The organism is Klebsiella sp. C239, assembly GCF_048822715.1.
GTDB lineage: Bacteria > Pseudomonadota > Gammaproteobacteria > Enterobacterales > Enterobacteriaceae > Klebsiella > Klebsiella quasipneumoniae.
This window is the reverse complement of sequence record NZ_JBMEZK010000024.1, coordinates 1-14,544: the sequence shown is the minus strand read 5'-3', so window position 1 is coordinate 14,544 and position 14,544 is coordinate 1. Positions and strand designations below refer to the sequence as shown.

Below are 14,544 nucleotides of genomic sequence, written 5' to 3'. Positions count from 1 at the left end.
AATTATTTTGCGGAGGCCGTTTTTTTTCAAGTCATCTTGTTGCCGTTGTCTGTAACCATTTGCTGTTCCTGCAAAAACAGGGAAATTTCAGAAGGATCACTGCCAGCCCGGAGAATCGTTATCTAATAAAATGTAATATACTGAAGTACAGTGTATTTATTCTGAGTGGAGTGATTATGAATACGGGTTTAAGGCAGGTTCTGCGATATGCAGGCGTCCCGGTTGACGCCGCTGAACCGGTGCGCCGGCAATTCGGTAGCCGCCTGATTTTAATCGTGACGGTTGCTCTTCTTCCGCTGTTGATTGTTGACGTCCCTCAGTGGATATTTGTGCTCTCCCAGATTATCTGGGGAAGCGGTATGTATATTGGTATCTCCGTGGCCAGTGATAAACCAGATCGCCGGTAAGCTCAGAACGAGAGGTCTCCCGGATCGCCTGGTGACGGGCAACTGATAAACCGGCGCCGTGCCATCAACACCGGATAAGGACGTCACCGGCTTGTCGTTGCCGCCGACTCCGCTTCACCCGGCCCCATCCCTCCGGTCTGTGGCCTGATTCCTGCGTCTGTCGCGTTGCGACATTTGCTTCCGCTTTTCTCCCTGTGGTCGAAATACGGGTTAGACAAACCTTTTATTCAACCTCTGCATCGCGACGGGTAGTGCTGTGCCTTCACTTTACCCGGCCGCTGCAGATGCAAGGGTTCGCTGACGCCGCCATCCTCGCCCGGTCGCAGGTTACTGATGATGCTCGCTGTTCTTCCCGTCGTTTTCTCGCTCAGGTTTCGCTCGAAAACCGTCCAGACCAGCTTCGTGCTTTATCTGCGCTGCGGCCTCCGGTGTCGCCCCTGCGTCTTCCGCTTTCCGCCGGGCTGTCGTGTCGGCACGGCACAACCCGGTGCCGCAATCTTATGAACCTGTGGAGGTTGCTATGTATCATGCCCGTCAAACCATGCTGAATGTTGAGGAGTCCGACCGTCTCTCGTTCCTGCCGGATCTGTTTGGTAACGATTTTCTGGCCGGAGAGATGCAGGTCTATGCGCTCGCTGTGAAACACATCACCGATTACTGCGGAGGCTTCTGGCATTTCATCCGAATTCCGGAGGGCGGCGGCTACATGATGCCTGACGGTGACCGTTTCCATCTGACTAACCCGGATAACTGGTTTGATCGGTCCGTCAGCGCGGATGCGGCCGGAGTTATCATTACGGCGCTGGCGATCAACCGCCGTATCTGGCTGCACCATGAACGCGGTGATGCTGCCCTGACACGCCACCTGATGCTGCGGGAATCGCAGCTGTGGGATTTCATTGACTCTCATGACGAATGCGCAGCTATTTACGCGGCTCTTGACTGATACTACATCGGGGCGCCCGACGTCCCGTTTAAGGTCTGAGACGGCACGATCTGTGGGGAGCTTACCCGGCTTCGCAGATCGGTGCGGCCGCGCGAAAATCCTGGCAGGCTTCGCCTGCCGGTGAGGCGGTTCGCCACGCCTGCGGCGCTGCGTACAGGCCTCACCTCAACAGGTCGCCAGTTAAGAATTAAGAGCGTAATATCTGCGTACCCTTTCTTCTTTTGCGGAATTTGGGTATGTCGCAGTGGAATATTGCCTCTTTTTCAAAAGAGGAGCAGGACAAAGTTGCCGTCGATAAGGTGGCCGCTGCTGTTGCCTGGCAGGAACGCATGAACAAGCCCGTCATGCCGGAACTTGTTGAACGGGAACAGCCTGAACACCTGCGCGAATATTTCCGTGAACGGCTCTGCGTACATCGACTGAACAGTCAGCAGCTGCCGCGCGCAAATGCGCCCGAATATAATAAACCGGGCGATGATCAGCAGAATTGATTTTCTTACTCAGTGTGTCCAGGGAGGGTAATCTGTGCGTATGTCTCTGATGTTTGCTGCCGTGACGCTTTTAACCGGCATTAACCTGTTTTTTATTCCGTTTCAGCCTGTTCCGGCTCTGTGGGGGGCTATCCTGGCCGTTGCTTTTGTTCTGATTAATGTCGTGGCGGATAAGCTGCGCCTCTGGAGTGGCATTGCGTGGATTATCGTTGCCGGCATCATCATAACGCTGATGCTGAAGGGGAAAGAGCCGGGTGACGAATTTCGTGCCCTGATCACCGTTTTCGCTTTCCTGGCTTCTGCCTGGTACTGCGTTGTTCAGTACAGAAAAGAGAAGGGCGAATCTCAGTCCTGACCTGACCTGACCAGACCGGTACTCTCCATCTTGCTGCAGCTCTTCCTCTGTTTAACTTTCTTTTCACACAATCTGCACCGGGGCCACCTTCGGCTCCTGACCCGCTGGCGCGGTTCAGTCGTCGAGCCACACTCCGCTAACCGCGAAAAGACGCGGTAAGCTCCGCCGAACCCGCCAGGCGGTTTCGGGCCTGCCGGCTAGTGTCTGATGTCTGAGGTCAACGGCAGCGCTTGCTGCGACCGTTCCGGCCGCGCCGCTTTCACCGTGCCGGCGAAGGACTGCCGGCACTCTGCAGGGCAACGCCGTTTCGCGCCCGCGCGTTCCATCGTTGCGGCGGGTGCCTGCTCCTTTCCCCTGGTACCCGAATCACCCGTTTGAGTCCATTCGCCCGGGCTGACATAGCCACAACCTGTCGCATTGGCTGTCCAGGGTGTAATGAACAGTCCACAAAACTTTTTGCATGGAACCGCAAAAACTTTTGTGTCCTGCCCCGGACAGATGCGTCAGGCCGTGGCGTCTTTGCCCTTGCGGCGAACGGCTCTCAAACGGGTGAAGGTAACAACCAGGGGGCAGGTTCAGCAGGTCCCCGCACAAAGTCAAAACCGCGGCCCCGGCAACTCAACGGGTGATGTTTTTTAAAGACAAAACAACAGAGTAAGGAGATTCATCATGGCAGCACGTGGCGTTAACAAAGTCATTCTGGTCGGACATCTGGGACAGGAACCGGATGTGCGTTACATGCCCAACGGGGGCGCAGTGGCCAATCTGACGCTGGTCACGTCTGAAACATGGCGTGACAAGCAGACGGGAGAGATGCGCGAAAACACCGAGTGGCACCGTGTTGTCATGTTCGGCAAGCTCGCGGAAGTGGCGGGCGAATACCTGCGTAAAGGCGCGCAGGTCTACATCGAGGGCCAACTGCGCACCCGCAACTGGCAGGACGATGCCGGAGTCACGCGCTACGTCACCGAGGTGCTGGTCGGCCAGAACGGCACCCTGCAGATGCTCGGCGGCCGCCGTGAATCCGGTGTGCCTGAGAGCACTGCGCAGCCGCAGAGTCCTGCCGCCCCGGCACAACCTGCTCAGGCCCCGGCTAAATCCCCGAAAGCGAAGGGCGGTAAGAAAGGCCGTCAGGATGCGGCTCCGTCTCAGCAACCGCCTCAGCCACTCCCGGATGATTTCCCACCAATGGATGACGACGCGCCCTTTTAAACCATGATGAAGACGCCCCGTTCAGGCGGGGCAGAGAAGGAGAAACATATGGACCATAACGTTTTGTCCCCGCTTGAATCTCTGCCGGATGGCACGTTTACCCGCGAGCAGGCTCAGATTGTCGCCGCGCAGTATCAGAATGTGGCGATTGAAGATGACCAGGGGACCCATTTTCGCCTTGTCGTCCGTCATCAGGATGACGGCAGCATGGTCTGGCGCGTCTGGAATTTTGAACCGGGCGGCGAGGACATGATGAACCGTTACATCCGGGACTACGGAGTACGCAAAACGCAATAAGCCGTAATAGGTGCCGGGCAGATGGGTCTGCCCGGCAGACATTAACCAATATCGGAGAGAAATCAATTATGTCAGTGACCGAGTCTAAAGCAAAAGCGCCGGTTAAAACCAGCAAAAAATCGGTGAACCCTGCCGAATCCGCCGCCCTGAAAGCCGCGCTTGAGGCTGCTCAGGTTGAGATGGTGCCGCTGTCGGCGCTGGTCAAATCCCCGCTGAACGTTCGCACGATCCCCTATCCGGCTGACAGTGTCCGGGAGATGGCTGACTCCATCATGGCGATCGGCCTGATCCAGAATCTGGTGGTTCACTCGCTGCCGGACGGTATGTCAGGGGTGGCTGCAGGTGGCCGCCGTCTTGCCGCCCTGCAACAGTTGCTCAGCGAGCAGCGCATCGATGCCGGGTATCTCGTTGTCGCCAAGCGTGTCAGTGACGACCTGGCGATGGTTGCCTCGATGGTCGAGAACAACCAGCGGGTGGCCATGCATCCGGCAGAGCAAATCAGCGGGTTCCGCACCCTGTCAGAAGAGGGGAAAACCCCGGCTCAAATCGGGGACCTGCTGGGCTACAGTGCCCGTCACGTTCAGCGGATGCTGAAGCTGGCAAACCTCGCCCCGGAACTGATCACCCTGCTGGCAGAGGACAAACTCGACGTGGAGCAGTGTCAGGCCCTGAGTCTGGAGAGCGACCCGGCACGTCAGGTGCAGGTGTATGACCAGGTGAAAACCTCATACGGCAGCACACCCGCTCACCTGCTGAAGCGGGCCATCACGGATACGGAAATCGCCGTAACCCACTCCCGCTTCGTGTTTATCGGTCGTGAAGCGTATGAGGCCGCCGGGGGCGTGGTGCGTGAGGATCTGTTCAGCGCCCAGGAGGGAGACGGAACGGCTGATGGGGTACTGGTTGAGCGTCTGGTTCAGGAGAAGCTGGCGGCGGCTGCGCTGGCCATCGAACAACAGGAAGGCTGGTCATGGTCACTGGCTCGTGAGGGCTCCGTCAGAAACTACGGCGATGACCGCGAGCATTATCTGGTGCTGCCGGCGCCGGAGGGGGAATTCAGCGCTGAGGAGCTACAGCGTCTTGATGAACTGTACGCCACGCTGGAGGCAACGGAAACCTTTGAGGATGAAGCCGCGATTCAGGTGCTGATTGATGAGATTGAAAATGCGGCGTCAGTTCGGGCGTGGACACCGGAGCAGAAAGCGGCCTGTGGCGTGGTGGTCAGTCTGTATGACGGTGAGCTTTGCGTCCAGCGTGGTGTCCAGAAGAAGATCCAGACGGCGGTCTCTGACGTCGGGGAACACGGTGGCGATCAGGCTGCCGTACATGTGGTCACCCGCAGTATCCCTGATGCGGCAGAAGGCATCAGCATGCCGTTGCTGAAAAAAATGTCTTCAGAAAGGACACTGGCGGTTCAGGCCGAACTGGTTAAGCAGCCACAGAAAGCCGTGGCCCTGATGGCCTGGCGGCTGTGCAGTTGCGTGTTTGACTACTGCACCACCACCCGGCATCCGTTCGTCCTGCGCCTTGAGGTGCATCACAGCGGCCTGACCAGTGAAGCCCCGACCGGAGAGGAAGGTCAGGCATGGCGGTATCTGATGCAGGAGAAAGCCCGTCTGGAAGCCCTGCTGCCGGAGGGGTGGCAGAAGGATTTCACCACCTTCTTTACCCTCGACGGGCAGACCCTGATGTCGCTGATGGCCTTCTGTGCTGCCTGTTCCGTCGACGGTGTTCAGACCCGTGAATGTGGACATACCGGCCGCAGTGACCTCGATGGCGTGGAGGCGGCGCTGGGATTTCATCTGCGCGACTGGTGGCAGCCGACAGCGGATAACTTCCTCGGGTTGCTCAGCAAGGCCCAGATTGTGGCGGCGCTGAAGGAGGCCGGGCTGACCGGAGCCGCCTCGGATGCCGAAAAAATGAAGAAGGGTGATGCTGCCAGCCATGCGGAACAGTGGCTCTCCGGCTCCCGCTGGGTACCGGGCTGGATGCAGTCCCCGGATGCCGCAAAGCCGGACGATGCACATGCTGCCCCTGACACTGACGAACCGACTTCACACGCAGCCTGATAACGGAGACGCCGCCCTGCGGGGCGGCGATAAGGAGACTGAAGATGAAAACGTTACTGACTCTGGACGTCCTCAAAACCATGTCCATCGACGAGCTGGAAGATTACCGCGCTGCGGGTGAAGATTTTCGCCGTGAGCTGACCCATGCAGTGATGCGTGTTCTGCATCTGCCGTCAGGCTGGTCCGTGAACGGTGAATATCGCAGTGAGTTTGGCGGTTTTTTCCCGGTTCAGATCCGCTTTTCTCCGGCCCATTGCCATTTTGATGTCGCTGTCTGCAGCCCCGGAGAGTTGAGTGAGCGCTGGATGATCGTCTTTGTGACACGTGGTGGCCAGCCGTTCTCTGTTGTTCGCAGCATGGAAGCATTTAACCCGGAGTTGATCTCCCACACGCTAGCATTGATAGCGTGTCTCGATACTGACGGATATTCCTGCGCCAGTATCATCAGTACGCTGGAACAGGAGGGCGCACAATGATCCCTTCGTCCCGTTCCCTTGTCACCCTGCAGCCTGCCCGGCAGGCTGCGCTGCAGGCCATCATGACCGTGGAGAATGCCCGCCAGCGCGGTGCTCGTCTGTCTGCAGCGCCACACGTGCGTACTTTCCTGCGCCTGCTGACCGGGAACAGCCGTATGAACACGACCGTGGCGCAGCGCATTCCCGGCCTGAACTGGGACCCGAAACATCGTCTGAGCAGTCTTAAACAGGTGGAAGAGGCGCTCGATGCACTGATTGCCAGTCACGGGGAGTGCTGCCCGCTGCCGCTGCCGGTTGATGTTCAGGCCGAACTGTTCCCCGAGGTGCAGCACAGCCGGACTGAGCGCCGGAAACAGCGCAGCAGCCTCGCCTTTACCCATAAGATGCGTCGGGAAGAACGCGCAATGGTGCATCACTGGCGATTACGGCAGAACCTGCTGGGACAGGCCGTCACGGAGCTGAATTTCCAGTCACCGGAAACGGTCATCAGCTGGTACCGCCGGTGGGCCGGTGAGTTTGACGCGCGTGAGCTTGCCCCTGCCTTCTGGCACTGGCGATCGCGATATGCCTCGCTGGCCTCTCTGGACTGGCTGCGGGATGCCGGGGAGCCGCTGTATGGTGTCATGCATGAAATCAGCTTCATTGTGAGAGAGACGCCGGAGTCTGTGCGTCAGGCAGAACGCTGGCAGGTCCCGAACAAGCTGACACACCGGAGCCACGGATGAAGTGGCGCTATTCCCTGCGCTGGAAACTGCCGCACAGGCCCTGCCCGGGTCCACAGGAGCTGGTTTCCGTTGTCGTGGAGGCAGGGCAGGCGGCACCTGAAGAAGTGATGTCTTGCTGGGTAGCGGGCGCGGGATATGCGGTATGCGTGGATTTTCTGGACGAGAGGCAGATTAAGCGCTGGAGCGACGAGCGGAAAGCCGCCGCCCGCCACCGGAATCTGGTGCGCCGCATCAACAGGATTGCGCCCTTGTTTGCCGACGAGCTGATCGAGCGGGAGCTTGAGAGCAGACCCGGGTATTTTCGCGGCAAATCAGAACGATGATGGCGCGATGCCTGGTCAGTCTGGCAGCGGGTAAGGTATACTGGCGGTGGCGCTTGAGGCTTTTTGCCTCATGACGTGAAGGTGGTTTGTTACCGTGTTGTGTGGCAGAAAGCAGAAAGCCCCGTAGTTAATTTTCATTAACCCACGAGGCCACCTGTATGCCTAGACAACATCAGGATAGCCTCTTAGATGCCGCGAGGCAAGGAGAAGAAGGCCATGAAACTGCCGCGAAACACTCTGCTCGGGTGCGTATTAATAGTGTGCCTCACACTGTTGATATTCACTTACCTCACCCGGAAATCACTCTGTGAAATCCGGTACAGGGACACGAACAGGGAGGTGGCGGCTTTTATGGCTTACGAATCCGCTAAGTAGCTAACCCCGGCGGGGGGAAACCCCCGCCATTAAGGGGAGATGATGTCTGTCATGCCTGAAGCGCCTTTATGAAGGGGTTGCCGGTTCACCGGTAGCCCCTTTTTCCTTTCCGATGCGACCGCACGCCTCAACTTCCGGTAAGGGCAGTTCCCCTGCGGGGAACAGAGCAGGACGGTAGCCCCTTTTCCATCCCTCTGGTCATGTTAATGCTAATGTACGCATCCATTAGCTATTACCGGGAAAGGCTATTTTTCCCTGTTCCGTGCTGCACGGCGGGAAAACCGGGCCGCGCTGACGCGCCGCCCGCATTTCCTCTCCGCGTCTTCCCTGTTTGCTGCCCGCTGTCTTCCTGCTTCTTCTCCCTGCTGTGTCTTTGCTGTTAAACCCTTTAAGGCCTTAACGTCAAAGGCATAACAACACTGGACACCTTCGGCTCCTGACCCGCTGGCGCGGTTCAGTCGTCGAGCCACACTCCGCTAACCGCGAAAAGACGCGGTAAGCTCCGCCGAACCCGCCAGGCGGTTTCGGGCCTGTCGGCTAGTGTCTGATGTCTGAGGTCAACGGCAGCGCTTGCTGCGACCGGAACGGTCGCGCCGCTTTCACCGTGCCGGCGATGCCGGCACTCTGATGGCGCCACGCCGTTCCGTCGTGTCGGGTGTGTTCATTCTCATCCCTTCCCCTGGTGAGTCATCTCTCGTCCGTTCCCCGGCGGAGGGCTGGTCGTAGCACCGCCGTGTCGTCATCCAAGGGGTAAATAAACTCCGCCAAAAACTTTTTGCCAGGGACCGCAAAAACTTTTTGTCTCCGCCCCTTGTTCTCCTCCTTACGACGTTGCTCCTTTGCCCTTTGCCGCCTGGGAACTCACCGAGAGATGGATTAACCACCAGACCAGAGGAAAAGCAGAATGAACACACAGAACGTCAACGTCAAAACCGCCACCAAAGAATCTACCGAAAGATGGGTTGAAAACCTTCTGGCCAACGCGATTAGCGAGCAAAAAAGCCTCCTTATGTATCTGGCGGAGCTTAAAAACAAGCGCCTGAGAGAAAGCGAAAGAAGTGAACTGGTATGGGGAACGTTGATGCGTATGGCTGATAACGTCCTGGGGGCGGGAGTGGTTGACTGGCACGCGGACGTTCTGCAGGTGCATTTCGGCGTTGCTCAACCGTGGCTGCAGTCCCGGAAACTCGTTGAGCTTCTTTATGGTGATACCGGTAAGGAAGCGTGGAATGACGCACGCAAATACATTGCTGACTCAATGCGTGCTGAACCCCATATGCCATGAGTCTGCTTTTTTTACCCAACATCTGGCGGTCCGGGGGCCGCCGGTGATCCACATAAGGAGAGACGTTTGAACTTACACCTGACCGAATCCTCAGCCCATCCGGGAATGCTGGCTACAGCGGAATCAGAGCGCGAATACTGGCTGAGCCGGCAGAAAGCAGCGGTTAAAGCCCCCTCAGAAATCGACGTTCACACGTTCCATGACGCGCTGGGCCTGATGTATCCGCTCAACTGGTCAACAAGTGAGAACGGCGAGTGGGAAACGTTCATGCTGCAGGAGATGGTCTGCGGTGACGTGACAGAGATATATGCCCGCTACGGAGCCAGATATTTCCGGCTGTGGGATGTGTGCAACCTGAGCCATGCGCAGATCACAACGCGCATTAAGGAGGAATTTAACCTGTTCCGGAAATGAAAAAAGCAGGGAAAACCCTGCTTTGCCCATGCCGTAAAAGTCGCTGTAACGATTTTTACGGCTGTTCAAATTAACTAAGAGGTACATATGAACCTATCTATTCTTTCACCTTCTACTGAGGCTGTAAAGCCCCGCCGTCATCAGCGCAACCTGCGTGATGATATCGCCGCACAGGAGATTGACCCGGTGCTGAAGGCTTTCGGACGGCATATTGCCCGGAGCGTTCGCAAGGGGCGTGGTGTCCATATCCCCGCGATGAACAACACCGCCTTCGGGCAGGTGCTCCGCACGCTTGAACTCAAACGCGCATGTAACTGACAAGGTGAGCCGCTCCTTCGGGAGCGGCAACAGCGGAGATAATGCTATGTCACAGATGAATTTTGCCGATGTGTTCAATCTGGCCAGAGAAACCGCGGATAACAGCCCTGTTATTCAGGCAGGGCAGCAGATCGCGGAACAGGTGCCTGCGGTTGATCGTATGATGAGCGCGCAGTACAGCCTGGGCCGTTTCATCAGCGTATTTAAGGATACGGGCCGCCATCTGGGGCGCTGGGAAGTGTTCAGTGATTTTCTGTCACTCGCCGCCAGTGAGCTGGATATGGCCCGGATAAGAACGCCGGAGAGCATGGAGCACTGCCGGAAAATCTGCGCCCGGTACGAGGCCGCCGACATCGCGAACATGCAGGAAATGTTCTGCCTGATGGTGTGTGCGCTGGAGGCGAAATTTCATGATTTCCTCGGCGCGATTTTTATGGAGCTTGATCTGGGCGATAACTTTCGCGGGCAGTATTTTACGCCGTATTCGGTGCAGTGTCTGATGGCGCGAATGCTGATGCCAGGCGTCAGAGACACTATCCGCCGGGAAGGCATTGCCACCGTCAGCGATCCGGCGTGTGGGGCCGCAGGGATGCTGATCGCCTGTGCAGAGTGCCTGCTTGAAGCGGATATTAACCCCTCCATGCACATGTTCGGCAGCTGCATTGACATCGATCCGGTGGCAGCAGATATGGCCTTCATCCAGCTGTCACTGCTGGGGATAGCCGCGGAAGTGGTGACGGGCAACACGCTCACGATGCAGATCCGGCGGGTAAGGTATACCCCGGTTTTCTACCTCAATGACTTTGAAAAACGACTGACAGATCTGCGCCGGTTCAGGGCTATGCGGGACTTTATGCGCGGAATACAGGAGGCCGCGTAAATAACCGGAAGGGCAGGGGATAACCTGCCCTACAGCGCTGAAGGGCCGCAGCGCCTGTGGCGCTGAATAATACCGGCTGCGCTACGCGCCGCCCGTATTACTCCGGCGCGGTAGTATCTCATCAATATTCTTTATTCATCCCTGTTACATCGCTTCCGATATTCTGCTGTGTATCTCTTCCGCTATTTATTTCTGATGAAAGATTAAATAAATACTGACCCGGGCGTCGTCCCTGTCGGGACACGGCTGTCGTGAACAGAGCCAGCAAGCTGTCTCTGCCCTTTCGGGCTTCCATCCTGACGCAAATTCAAAATCTCGCTTGCTGCATCCTTATCAGGATGCGCCGCTCTCACCGTGGCGATAAATACCCGCCACTCCAGGGCCTGAACGTGAATCCGATAAACACCGGATTGACGTTTAGGGTTGTGCGCATTCTCACTCCTGCTCGATATCGCCCGACTTCATCTTTCGCGGAGGGCTGCTTTTAGCATCAGCCGTGGCGAAAATAAAGGGGTATATGAACGCCAGGCGCCCCTTTATTTTCTCCCCGTCGGCTGCAAATTGCCCTTCGCCGCTCAGTGATGAAGTCGAACGTTTTAATAAACCGCGAAGGAGAAAATCAGTATGCGCACAATGAAAGTCAACACCGCCACTCGTGAATCAGACGAACAGTTTAAAACAGACAAATATCTGCGCTGTGCCGTCACCAATGGTAAAGCTCGCTTGGATTTTATCCCGGACCTCTTTTTTACGCCGTTAGCCGATAATATGGCCGCGAGCTGGTTACGCCAGCATTCTGAATACGACGGCGGTTCCTGGTCTTACTGGGTTATTCCACAGGGTGTTGGCGGGAATATTGCACCCAACAGCATCCAGTTCATTACCACGCAGACCGGATATATCGCACCAGAAGGTGAGCAGCGTTACAGGATGTGCATCCCGGGAAATTATTTCGAAGGTGAGGTCAGCGCCGATGCAGCAGGCATTATTGCCACGCTGATGATTATGAACAGGCTGTCCTGGCACGTGGCTGAAATGGGGCCGCAATATGACCAGATCTGCAGGCGTCTGGTTTCACGGCAGGATGCACTGAAGGATTATATCAGCATTATTCAGCATCCCGAACGGCATTTAATATGGCGGGCAATTGATTAATCACTTCCCTGTTCTGAAGACCTCATGAATGAGGTCTTCAGTTTTTTGTTAAAGATGACTGGCCGGCATTTTTATTTCTCTTGATAGCCAGGTAGATGGCCTCAATCTTCCTGGCGTACTCCAGTCGTCGTATGGCCTGACTGTCCGTTCTCCGGAACCCGGCGTTGTAGGCGCCGACTGCCTCCCAGCTTACTCCCCATTTTTTAAAAGCCAGTGCCAGATAATAAGCACCGGTGTAAATATTCAGACAGGCATCAGTCAGAAGGTGTCCCAGTTTAATACCGTACTGCGACAGTTCACCCTGGTGTTGCGAGTCGATCTGCATCAGTCCGGCACCGTAGCCAGATCCTGGATTTTTCCCGATGGCATTCACCTTCCATTTAGACTCCTGCCATGAAATAGCCCGCAGTAGATCGGGATCTATTCGATAGTCCCGTCCTGCCATATCAAAACAATCCGCAGACCAGGCAGGTGTGGAAATTAAAAGCAGGGTAGCTAATACCAGTTGTTTTCTCAAAAGACTCCCTCCGGGTCGGTTCCTGCAAATACGTTAACCCAGACCAGAACCAGACTCAACAGATATGCACTCCTCACCACAAAATCACCACACCCCACGCAAAATTAAAATTTTGCAGATTTATTATTTAAACCATAGAGTTATGGTCAACTAAATTACACTATCTTTCATTATGTAATATAAATATGAATCGCAGATGAATCGCTAACGATTCACTTATAAATCGTGGGTGAATCAGTAACGAATCAACCTTATGAAATCTAGCTTTATTGGCGAATTGACTCTAGATTCAATTCGTGGTGTGATTCGCCTTATGAATCGAGTTTCAAGGCGGTGAATCTAGATTCGAATCGCGAATTGAATCGTTGGTGAATCGTCTGAATCGGTTGGCTGTAAATAGTATCAAGATTTCTTTTTATATTAAGGGATGGATATGGCAAAGATACAGGCATATGTTAGCGATGAAGTTGCTGAAAAAATTAATGCCATTGTGGAGAAACGGAAAGCTGAGGGCGCCAGGGAGAAAGATGTTAGTTTTTCCAGTGTGTCTACGATGCTTGTCGAGTTAGGCTTGAGGGTTTATGAAGCGCAAATGGAAAGGAAAGAAAGCGGCTTTAATCAGATGGCTTTCAATAAGGTTTTGCTTGAAACAGTTTTGAAGACACAATTTGCAACCAACAAAATTTTGGGAATTTCTTGTTTGAGTCCACATATCTCTGGCAACCAAAAATTTGAGTGGAGATTTATGATTGATACCATTCTGGAAGACACTAAAGAAGTGGTCGATACATTCTTTCCAGAATCAGAAGATGGTGAAGAAGAGTAAACTACACAGCATTCAGTTATAAAGATTATTAAACTAAAATATAAAAAATAAAAGCGGAATGATCTGCGTATTTTTAGTGACAGGGAAGTGGGTTACATTTATCATAGTTTGAGAGGCTCAGGTCTCACAAAATTTGAGAATCGCTGATGTGAAGGGTTGGCCCCCTTCACATCAGCTGCCCATAGAATCCTGTTGAGGAGGCTCCTATGTGTTCGATGGATCGTATTGAAAACACCAACTGTAGTCAATTGGATTTCTTTCGTGAAATGCAATTAACTGTCAACCTTTCTAGCCATCCTGCTTGTATAAGGCTCCGTGATGGATCCTTTTCCCATTTCAATCATTCTTTCGCTACAACTTTTCTGCACAATATTAACGTTAACATATGGTTTAACCGTCTGGAAATCTCCTCTTCTTTACGTCTGTCAGCTCTTGACGCCGAAGTTTACTCAGGCGATCGAAAAATGCTTATTGAGGAAAATTTGCCCATTAATGGGAACCGATGGGATTTTATAATAGAACGGATGTCATTTGATGGAACGGAGTTCACTCTGTGGAAGTTCTGTCATCTTCAACGAGGCGGTTTTTTACTGTCTCCTGTTCGTTCTGGTTTTATAAAAAAACTCAACGAATTAAAAAATGCACTCGGTTTTTTAACTGATGTTCAGATTGAGACTCTGGCTCTATATTCTTTTGGTGCCTCCCACAATCAGATTTCAGAGGTTTTAAATATAGCGGTTGGAACATCGAAGAACAGAGTTAATCGTATTCTTGCAGCTTTACCAATCCGCACGAGAGAAGAGGTTTTTTATTTTTTATTCGCCAGTGGAATGGCCTTTTCATTCTGTAAGGTTGTTACAGAATTAATTGGAAGTCGCGTTAATAAATTGTTAACTAAATAGTGACCTTTTGTCTATTGTGTTAAGGGGTTTTATTTGTGAGACTACTCCTATTGAAAAGTAGAGTGGAGGTGCAAGTGAGGCGAATGACTACTCGTCCGGCATTAGGTCCATGCGTAAGTTTTAAACTTGATGAAGATACGCATCTGAAATTGGTAAACGCCAAAGAGAGAAGCGGACGTAGTAAGGCTGGGGAGGTTGTGCTTAGGGTTAAGGATCACCTTTTACGCTATCCAGATTTTTATCCAACTGTAACTTATAAGAGTGTGAGTTTTGGTCCTGTTGTTATGGCCCGCTTTGATGAGGATACAAACAAAAAACTGATTGCAGCTAAAAATAAAAGTAACAGAAGCAAGTCGCATGAAGTTTATCTTCGTCTCAAAGCGCATCTGTTCGAATTTCCTGATTTTTATAGCTCTGAAGTCGAAGTGATAAGGAGGTCTGTATCTGAAACATAAGTAGTCCCGAAGGTATTACCATTTAAACATTATCTATTTAAAAGGAAATAAATATGAATGCTGTATTAAGTGTTCAGGGCTCTGCTGTCCCTGAAAAAACCAAACCATCTTTTATG

General features: G+C 53.8%; 21 protein-coding genes and 1 pseudogene. 21 read left to right on the top strand and 1 reads right to left on the bottom strand.

Annotated features, from left to right (window positions below; genetic code table 11):
• Window positions 1-176: 176 nt before the first annotated feature.
• From ACOI6Z_RS26970 to ACOI6Z_RS26890, 17 genes are all read left to right on the top strand, one after another.
• The gene (locus ACOI6Z_RS26970) at window positions 177-407 is read left to right on the top strand and encodes a hypothetical protein (protein ID WP_004206779.1); all 231 of its coding nucleotides are present in this window, start codon (window positions 177-179) and stop codon (window positions 405-407) included.
• A 520-nt stretch (window positions 408-927) separates the two neighbouring features.
• Window positions 928-1,353 (top strand): antirestriction protein, encoded by a 426-nt coding sequence (locus ACOI6Z_RS26965; RefSeq protein ID WP_004206777.1) that lies wholly within the window; start codon window positions 928-930, stop codon window positions 1,351-1,353.
• 236 nt (window positions 1,354-1,589) lie between these two features.
• Window positions 1,590-1,844: a DNA polymerase III subunit theta gene (locus ACOI6Z_RS26960; RefSeq protein WP_004206775.1), complete on the top strand. Its 255-nt coding sequence runs from the start codon at window positions 1,590-1,592 to the stop codon at window positions 1,842-1,844.
• 34 nt (window positions 1,845-1,878) lie between these two features.
• The gene (locus ACOI6Z_RS26955) at window positions 1,879-2,199 is read left to right on the top strand and encodes a hypothetical protein (RefSeq protein ID WP_032426243.1); all 321 of its coding nucleotides are present in this window, start codon (window positions 1,879-1,881) and stop codon (window positions 2,197-2,199) included.
• 669 nt (window positions 2,200-2,868) lie between these two features.
• Complete coding sequence (ssb, locus tag ACOI6Z_RS26950) at window positions 2,869-3,411, top strand: single-stranded DNA-binding protein (protein ID WP_038992711.1); 543 nt, start codon at window positions 2,869-2,871, stop codon at window positions 3,409-3,411.
• A 48-nt stretch (window positions 3,412-3,459) separates the two neighbouring features.
• Window positions 3,460-3,708: a DUF905 domain-containing protein gene (locus tag ACOI6Z_RS26945; protein WP_004206771.1), complete on the top strand. Its 249-nt coding sequence runs from the start codon at window positions 3,460-3,462 to the stop codon at window positions 3,706-3,708.
• A gap of 68 nt (window positions 3,709-3,776) precedes the next feature.
• Window positions 3,777-5,777, top strand: a complete 2,001-nt coding sequence (locus tag ACOI6Z_RS26940; protein ID WP_040196882.1) for a ParB/RepB/Spo0J family partition protein — start codon at window positions 3,777-3,779, stop codon at window positions 5,775-5,777.
• Window positions 5,778-5,821: 44 nt separating this feature from the next.
• Window positions 5,822-6,253, top strand: a complete 432-nt coding sequence (gene psiB, locus ACOI6Z_RS26935; protein ID WP_038992715.1) for a conjugation system SOS inhibitor PsiB — start codon at window positions 5,822-5,824, stop codon at window positions 6,251-6,253.
• Complete coding sequence (locus ACOI6Z_RS26930; RefSeq protein WP_038992717.1) at window positions 6,250-6,978, top strand: plasmid SOS inhibition protein A; 729 nt, start codon at window positions 6,250-6,252, stop codon at window positions 6,976-6,978. Before psiB ends, ACOI6Z_RS26930 begins: the two co-directional genes overlap by 4 nt.
• Window positions 6,975-7,301, top strand: a complete 327-nt coding sequence (locus ACOI6Z_RS26925) for a hypothetical protein (RefSeq protein ID WP_038992719.1) — start codon at window positions 6,975-6,977, stop codon at window positions 7,299-7,301. The genes ACOI6Z_RS26930 and ACOI6Z_RS26925 overlap by 4 nt, the downstream gene beginning before the upstream one ends.
• 158 nt (window positions 7,302-7,459) lie before the next feature.
• Complete coding sequence (locus ACOI6Z_RS26920; RefSeq protein ID WP_224230667.1) at window positions 7,460-7,612, top strand: DUF5431 family protein; 153 nt, start codon at window positions 7,460-7,462, stop codon at window positions 7,610-7,612.
• A complete protein-coding gene (locus ACOI6Z_RS26915; RefSeq protein ID WP_223156217.1) occupies window positions 7,557-7,676 on the top strand; it encodes a type I toxin-antitoxin system Hok family toxin in 120 nt (39 codons plus the stop codon). The genes ACOI6Z_RS26920 and ACOI6Z_RS26915 overlap by 56 nt, the downstream gene beginning before the upstream one ends.
• Window positions 7,677-8,580: 904 nt before the next feature.
• Window positions 8,581-8,961, top strand: coding sequence for a hypothetical protein (locus tag ACOI6Z_RS26910; RefSeq protein WP_038990973.1), 381 nt, complete (start codon window positions 8,581-8,583; stop codon window positions 8,959-8,961).
• Between the two features lie 66 nt (window positions 8,962-9,027).
• Window positions 9,028-9,375: a hypothetical protein gene (locus ACOI6Z_RS26905; protein ID WP_038990975.1), complete on the top strand. Its 348-nt coding sequence runs from the start codon at window positions 9,028-9,030 to the stop codon at window positions 9,373-9,375.
• Between the two features lie 87 nt (window positions 9,376-9,462).
• On the top strand, window positions 9,463-9,693 hold the full coding sequence (locus tag ACOI6Z_RS26900; RefSeq protein WP_038990977.1) for a hypothetical protein: 231 nt from the start codon (window positions 9,463-9,465) through the stop codon (window positions 9,691-9,693).
• Between the two features lie 46 nt (window positions 9,694-9,739).
• Window positions 9,740-10,573 (top strand): N-6 DNA methylase, encoded by an 834-nt coding sequence (locus ACOI6Z_RS26895; protein ID WP_038990979.1) that lies wholly within the window; start codon window positions 9,740-9,742, stop codon window positions 10,571-10,573.
• A gap of 624 nt (window positions 10,574-11,197) precedes the next feature.
• Entirely contained in the window at window positions 11,198-11,728 is a 531-nt protein-coding gene (locus tag ACOI6Z_RS26890; RefSeq protein WP_023292160.1) for an antirestriction protein, read from the top strand.
• 37 nt (window positions 11,729-11,765) lie between these two features.
• On the opposite strand, the gene ACOI6Z_RS26885 is transcribed toward ACOI6Z_RS26890, so the two are convergent.
• Window positions 11,766-12,173, bottom strand: a complete 408-nt coding sequence (locus tag ACOI6Z_RS26885; RefSeq protein WP_225375048.1) for a transglycosylase SLT domain-containing protein — start codon at window positions 12,171-12,173, stop codon at window positions 11,766-11,768.
• 505 nt (window positions 12,174-12,678) lie between these two features.
• On the opposite strand from ACOI6Z_RS26885, the gene traM reads away from it, so the two are divergent.
• From traM to ACOI6Z_RS26865, 4 genes and pseudogenes are all read left to right on the top strand, one after another.
• Entirely contained in the window at window positions 12,679-13,071 is a 393-nt protein-coding gene (gene traM / locus ACOI6Z_RS26880) for a conjugal transfer relaxosome DNA-binding protein TraM (protein ID WP_004178062.1), read from the top strand.
• A gap of 206 nt (window positions 13,072-13,277) precedes the next feature.
• Window positions 13,278-13,973: a transcriptional regulator TraJ family protein gene (locus ACOI6Z_RS26875; protein ID WP_023292158.1), complete on the top strand. Its 696-nt coding sequence runs from the start codon at window positions 13,278-13,280 to the stop codon at window positions 13,971-13,973.
• A gap of 83 nt (window positions 13,974-14,056) precedes the next feature.
• Window positions 14,057-14,428 carry a TraY domain-containing protein gene (locus ACOI6Z_RS26870; protein WP_004208838.1) on the top strand — a complete coding sequence of 124 codons (372 nt, stop codon included), beginning with the start codon at window positions 14,057-14,059 and terminating at the stop codon, window positions 14,426-14,428.
• A 53-nt stretch (window positions 14,429-14,481) separates the two neighbouring features.
• A pseudogene (locus ACOI6Z_RS26865) lies at window positions 14,482-14,544 on the top strand (type IV conjugative transfer system pilin TraA); the annotation flags it as partial.